We start from the raw sequence: 6,000 nt of genomic DNA on the forward strand, positions 1-6,000 counted from the left end.
TCTTAGATCCGGGGCCAACCGCCCCATCGTCGACACAAACCCGGCCCTGCCACCGGCGCAAACCCGACCCCGCCACCGGCACCAACCCGGCCGCGATCGCGCGTGTTCCTACACTGGAGGGGATGAATTTTTCGGCGCGCACCCACCACAAGCCAGCCGTGATGCCTCCCGAGCTGTTGGATCGTGAGGCGCCCGGCTCGGATCCGGCACATCATTCCGAGGCGGCACACCTGACTGCCCACGCTATCGTGCATCAGGGCCGTTCGGGGGTTGAGCCGGAGGTTCTGGACCGCCTCATCAAGCTCGCGGACTCGGATGGTCTGCTTGAGCTCGCCGAACTGTGGTCGGCCTCCCCTGCCGTTTCGCTGCCGGGTACGTTGTGGCGGCTGTATGTGCTGCGCCGGGCTGTCATGAACGATGCGCACCGCTGGTCCGCGCTGTTCCGCGCCGGTATGTCTGTGGATGACGTCACGGTTGTGGTTGCCGGGGTCGCGGACCCGCCGGGGCCTACCGAGGTGGTCGAGGTCACCACCGCGATCCTCACGGGCGCCTATACGGGAGACTTCGCCGTCGCGCTTGAACGCGCCGCCGCGTTCTGCCGGCTCGTCGCCGCCGGGCAGGCAGCCCACGCCGACAGCGCCGAGGCGCACGCAACACAGCATGCCCGCGCACTCACTGAAAGTTCGCGACGCTTAGCTTCCACCGCGTCGGACCTCGTCGCCTCAGCTGAAATGTGGCGCCGCAACCAACTCGAATAGCCCCGCCGCGGCCACACCAACCTGGCGCAAGGACTACCGGTATCCCCGCAGCGCTTGACGAGCACCCGGCCCCGTCTGCCACACTGGAGGGGACACCGGGCCGCAGGAGGCCCCGGGCTCCAAATATCTGCCGCTTCGAGCGGCCTTCCGCCGAGAGGCGCCCCCGGCCCGGTGTCTTTCAAATCCTGGCTTCTGTCAACGTCCGGGATCTTTGTCGCCGCACATTAGTTCGCGCATCGCTGCCTGCGCAGATCCCCCGCCGCTCAACGCGTTTGTCTGTTAACCTTCACTCATTAGACTGCCAGCTGTAACGTCCCCTTTGAGAATGAGGTTTCCGTGCGTTTGCGGCTGTTTCCTTCTGAGGCTCGAAGCCTCAAGTTGCTGGCCGGCATGTCTGAGCTGTTATACGAGGCCATCGGTTCGGCCGCCCAACTCATCTCTGCGCCTGCAACGGAACGGACCGCTTTGCGTGAAGCGATCAAGGAAAACCTGAACGAGGTTGATGACAAAACCTATACATTGCTCACGCATTTGCGTACCTCGTTCATCAACCCGTTGCCTCGGGAAGACCTGTTCACGTTCTCTCGCCACCTTCGCGCATCCATCGGTGCTGTCTCTAATGCGGCGGGCCTCATCCCGGATGCGATCCCGATGCGTTCAACCTCGCTGCCTGAGCTTCTTGAGCTTCTGGGCCAGCAAGCCAAAGTGTTACGGAAAGTTTTCGCGCATCTGGCGCAGCTGGACAACGTCGAAGACGATTGGCTGGACCTCATGGGGCTCACGACCCGCGGCCGCCACACGATCCGTACCTGGAAACTCGAAATCAGCGAAACCACCCGCGTACAGACCGCTTTGTCTCAAACCATGTTGCTCGATGACGTGCGTGAAGCCCAGTACGAACTGATTCAGGCGATGAACCACCTTGGGACCATCCTGGTCAAGGAATCGTAAATGGGTTTCCTTTTGGTGTGTGCGTGCCTGCTGTGGGCTTTGGTCACGTTCCTCAACGGTTTCCATGACGCGTCCAACGCTGTTGCGACCTCGGTGCGTACACGTGCTTTGACCCCTGGTATCGCAACGATTGTTGTGGCCGGTTTCGCTGCGGCCGGCACGTTTCTCTCGACGGGGCTGGGGATCGCGTTTCAAGACCAATTCGAGCTGGCTTTGGCGCCCGGTCCTGCGGGCCTCGTGATGGCGATGGCGGCGCTGGCATCGGCGGCTATGTGGGCTTTGTTCACGTGGTGGCGTGGACAACCGACCTCCCAAACCCACGGGATGTACGGCGGGCTTGTAGGCGCCTTGGTAGCGGCGATAACGATGGGCCACATGGAGAACACGGGCGTGTGGCTGACCTTGTTGTTGGCGATCCTTATTCCGCTTGCGGTCACGGTGCTTGTTGCGCCACTGTTGTCGATACTGATCATGATCCCGGCGGCGTGGCTCATGCGGTATCAGACACCGAAATCTGCTGACCGGATTGGCCGGGTTTCCCAGGCGATCGCGACCGCTGCGGTGGCGTTCGCTCACGGGCTGCAGGACGGCCAGCGTTTGGCTGTCTTCCTGCTTGTTATGACCGCTACCGCCGGATTAGATTTCGATTACGGTGACATGCATGGTTTCGAGATCATCACCGCGGTGATCCTGGGTGCGGGAATGCTTGTGGGAGGTTGGCGCATAACCTATACCCTCTCAACGCGGCTCGTGCAGCTGGACCCGTTGCGGGCAGGCATGGCGAAAGTTTCTTCTTCCCTGCTCGTGTTCTTCGGTTCGATCGCCTTCCACTTACCGATCTCTTCAACCCAGTCCGTCACAACTTCGCTACTCGGTGCCGGCCTCACACAACGTCACATGACCGTGAATCAGCGCCGCGCCGTTGAAGTCGCGGCTTACTGGCTCATGACACCGGTGGTGACCTTCCTCGTCAGCGCCGTCCTGTACCTCGCCGCGTCCCCACTCATCGGGTAGCGCACCGCCGCCCAGCCTGCGCCGCGGCCAACCCGTCCAGCACCCAGCCAGCACATCTTCCGCTTAAACAGCGATGGTGGCGCCCGCTGTCTGCAGGCGCCACCATCGTGGTGTGGCTATTGTTTCGCCGCCGCTACTGCACGCTCGTAGCTCCGCGGCGTGGTTTAGCCGAAGCGGCCAGACACGTAATCCTCGGTGTCTTTCTGCTGTGGGTTGTTGAAGATCGTCGAGGTGTCGTTGTATTCGATGAGCTCGCCTGGCTTGCCGGTGCCTGCGATGTTGAAGAACGCGGTCTTGTCGGAGACGCGGGCCGCCTGCTGCATGTTGTGGGTCACGATCACCACGGTGAAGGTGTCCTTGAGCTCGTTGATGAGGTCCTCGACGGCGAGCGTGGAGATCGGGTCGAGCGCGGAGCACGGCTCGTCCATCAGGATCACGGACGGCTGGACTGCGATAGTGCGGGCGATGCACAGACGCTGCTGCTGACCACCGGAGAGACCGGAACCTGGCTTATCCAGGCGGTCCTTGACCTCGTTCCACAGGTTCGCGCCGCGCAGCGACTTCTCGACAATCTCCTCACGGTCGGATGAAGAGAGACGCTTGCCGTTGAGTTTGAACCCGGCGAGGACGTTGTCCTGGATGGACATCGTCGGGAACGGGTTGGGGCGCTGGAAAACCATGCCGACCTCGGTGCGGACACGCACTGGGTCAACACCTGAACCGTAGATGTTGTCGCCATCGAGTAGCACCTTGCCCTTGACGTGTGCACCCGGGATGACTTCATGCATACGGTTCAAAGTCCGTAGGAAGGTGGTTTTACCGCAACCGGATGGGCCGATGAACGCGGTAACGGAACAAGGGTCAATCGTCATGTTGACGTCTTTTACCGCGTGCGTGCTGCCGTAGTAGACGTTGAGGTCTGAGACGTCGATGCGCTTTGCCATAGTTTTTATTTCCTTCACTTTGACCTGGTGGTCAGTGGTTGGTGTGACCTGTGGTCAGTGGTCTATGAGAGGTCGTGTAGGGTGGCTGGCGTGTTCCGTACCACCCGGTTCCTTTAGCGGCCGGCCTGCTTCGGTGCGAACATCTTAGCGATGATGCGTGCCAGCAGGTTCAGCAGCATCACGATGATGATCAGGACAAGCGCTGCACCCCATGCGCGTAGGGTCGATGCGTCTTGCGCGGCTGGCGCTGCCGGGTAGTTCAGCTGGCGGTAGATGAAGACCGGTAGCGCCATCATCCAGTCCTTGAACAGGTTGAAGTTCACGACTGATGCGGTACCTGCGGTCACCAGGATCGGCGCGGTTTCACCGATGACGCGTGCGATAGCGATGGTGACGCCGGATGCGATACCGGATAGCGCGGTTGGGAGGACAACCTTCATGATGGTGCGCCACTTGCGTACGCCGAGTGCCGCTGACGCTTCGCGCAGCTCGTTCGGGACAACGCGCAGCATTTCTTCGGTTGAGCGGACCACAACCGGGATCATGAGCACTGACAAACCGATCGCTGCAGAGAAACCGATCAGCTGGGAGCCTGGCCGCATCTGGAACAGGTCGAGCATCACGTAGGCGGAGATACCGGCCGCGAACAGACCCGCGACGATTGATGGGATACCGGTCATGACGTCAACGAAGAAGCGGATGACCTTAGAGAGCCAGTTGTCGCGTGCGTATTCGACGAGGTAGATCGAGGTCAGCAGACCGATCGGCACGGAGATCACGGTGGCTGCGAGGGTGATGAGCAACGTACCGATGAGTGCGTGCTTGATACCGCCGATGAGCGGGCCGCCTTCGCGGGCGTGCTGGATGTCGGCGATCGCGATCTGTCCTTGCATGTCGGATGCGAAGAACCCTGGCGCGACGATCGCTTTGGAGCCGTTGGCGACAACGGTCCAGATGACTGAGACGAGTGGGACCAGCGCGATGAGGAACGCGCCGACGATGAGGTTGCGGGCTAGCGTGTTGGCCGCTTGGCGGCGGTTGGCTACCAGCAGGGTTGCAACGTAGTCGACGATCAGGAAGATGATCGCGGAGACGCAGAGCCAGCCTGCGATGTTGAAGCCGATGAGCGCTACGATGGCGGCGCCGAGGATCAGCGAGATGACGCCGATGAGTGGCTCGCCCCATCGTGGCATTTGTCCGGAGGTGAGGCGGCTACGGCCGTGGCGACGTTCCCCCTCTGATGTGGTTTTGGTGCGCTGTTCGGTCGCGTTCACTGGTTTTACCTCAGACTTTTGGGAGCTGTGTTCGTGATTCGGGCGGGTCATGTTAGTTAGCTCCGTCGAATTCTTTGTGACGGGACACGATCCACCGTGCGATCAGGTTCACGATGAGGGTGATGATGAAGAGGACCAGGCCGGCCGCGATGAGTTCGTTGGCGCGTAGGCCGGAGGACTCTGGGAAGTGCAGGGCGATGTCTGCCGGGATGGTGGAGTTACCGGAACCGATGAGGTTGATGGTAAGGCCACCTGCGGAGAGCACCATTGCGACTGCCATGGTTTCGCCGAGGGCGCGGCCGAGGCCGAGCATGATTGCGGAGACGACGCCGGCGCGGGCGAATGGGAAGACTGCCATGCGGATCATTTCCCAACGGGTTGCGCCGAGTGCCAGCGCTGCTTCTTCGTGAAGTTTAGGGGTTTGGACGAAGATTTCGCGGGAGAGCGCGGTGATGATCGGCAGGATCATCACCGCGAGCACGACCGATGCGGTCATGAGTGTTCGGCCGGTCTGGGATGGGTCACCGAAGATCGGGATGAATCCGAGGTTGTCGTGCAGCCAGTTGAAGATCCCGACCATCGCTGGGCCGAGCACGGCCATGCCCCATGCACCGTAGACGACCGATGGGATCGCTGCGAGAAGGTCGATCACATAGCCGACCGTTTTCGCCATGCGGCGGGGCGCGAAGTGGGAAATGAACAATGCAACACCAACTGCGACTGGTGTTGCTAGGAGCAATGCGATGCCGGCGGCGATGAGGGTACCGATCGCTAGCGGCAGGACGTAGTTGAGGAAGCCCTTGCCGCCTGTGATGTCTGCTGGGTCTGCAGTCAGCGCCGGAATGGACTGGGTGACCAGGAAGACCGAGACGAAGACGAGGATGACAAGGATGATGATGCCGGCTACCAAGGCGGTGCCGGAGAATACTTTGTCTCCGACTCGGCCTTTCGCCTTTTCATCGAGCGGGCCACTCTTTGGTGCCAGCGATGGGGAAGTCACGAGATTGCTCCTGTGCGGGTGAATCCAGTGGGATGTGGGGGCTTAGATGCGTGGTCGGG

General features: G+C 61.3%; 6 protein-coding genes. 3 read left to right on the top strand and 3 right to left on the bottom strand.

What is annotated here, in order from left to right:
• The first annotated feature begins 122 nt into the window (after positions 1–122).
• From HMPREF3160_RS02515 to HMPREF3160_RS02525, 3 genes are all read left to right on the top strand, one after another.
• Positions 123–758: a hypothetical protein gene (locus HMPREF3160_RS02515; protein WP_070506934.1), complete on the top strand. Its 636-nt coding sequence runs from the start codon at positions 123–125 to the stop codon at positions 756–758.
• A 390-nt stretch (positions 759–1,148) separates the two neighbouring features.
• Positions 1,149–1,709: a hypothetical protein gene (locus HMPREF3160_RS02520; protein ID WP_141739798.1), complete on the top strand. Its 561-nt coding sequence runs from the start codon at positions 1,149–1,151 to the stop codon at positions 1,707–1,709.
• Positions 1,710–2,723: an inorganic phosphate transporter gene (locus HMPREF3160_RS02525; RefSeq protein ID WP_052048605.1), complete on the top strand. Its 1,014-nt coding sequence runs from the start codon at positions 1,710–1,712 to the stop codon at positions 2,721–2,723.
• Positions 2,724–2,887: 164 nt separating this feature from the next.
• On the opposite strand, the gene pstB is transcribed toward HMPREF3160_RS02525, so the two are convergent.
• From pstB to pstC, 3 genes are all read right to left on the bottom strand, one after another.
• The gene (gene pstB, locus HMPREF3160_RS02530) at positions 2,888–3,667 is read right to left on the bottom strand and encodes a phosphate ABC transporter ATP-binding protein PstB (protein ID WP_035757300.1); all 780 of its coding nucleotides are present in this window, start codon (positions 3,665–3,667) and stop codon (positions 2,888–2,890) included.
• Between the two features lie 113 nt (positions 3,668–3,780).
• Positions 3,781–4,860, bottom strand: a complete 1,080-nt coding sequence (gene pstA, locus HMPREF3160_RS02535; RefSeq protein ID WP_052048627.1) for a phosphate ABC transporter permease PstA — start codon at positions 4,858–4,860, stop codon at positions 3,781–3,783.
• 133 nt (positions 4,861–4,993) lie between these two features.
• A complete protein-coding gene (gene pstC, locus HMPREF3160_RS02540) occupies positions 4,994–5,941 on the bottom strand; it encodes a phosphate ABC transporter permease subunit PstC (RefSeq protein ID WP_083285333.1) in 948 nt (315 codons plus the stop codon).
• Between the last annotated feature and the right edge of the window lie 59 nt (positions 5,942–6,000).

Source organism: Arthrobacter sp. HMSC06H05 (genome assembly GCF_001807395.1).
GTDB classification, from domain to species: domain Bacteria; phylum Actinomycetota; class Actinomycetes; order Actinomycetales; family Micrococcaceae; genus Pseudoglutamicibacter; species Pseudoglutamicibacter albus.

Coding starts and splice junctions, on each gene's coding strand:
- HMPREF3160_RS02515 (WP_070506934.1), top strand. CDS start 123: ATGAATTTTTCGGCGCGCACCCACCACAAGCCAGCCGTGATGCCTCCC.
- pstA (WP_052048627.1), bottom strand. CDS start 4,860: ATGCCACGATGGGGCGAGCCACTCATCGGCGTCATCTCGCTGATCCTC.
- HMPREF3160_RS02520 (WP_141739798.1), top strand. CDS start 1,149: ATGTCTGAGCTGTTATACGAGGCCATCGGTTCGGCCGCCCAACTCATC.
- pstB (WP_035757300.1), bottom strand. CDS start 3,667: ATGGCAAAGCGCATCGACGTCTCAGACCTCAACGTCTACTACGGCAGC.
- HMPREF3160_RS02525 (WP_052048605.1), top strand. CDS start 1,710: ATGGGTTTCCTTTTGGTGTGTGCGTGCCTGCTGTGGGCTTTGGTCACG.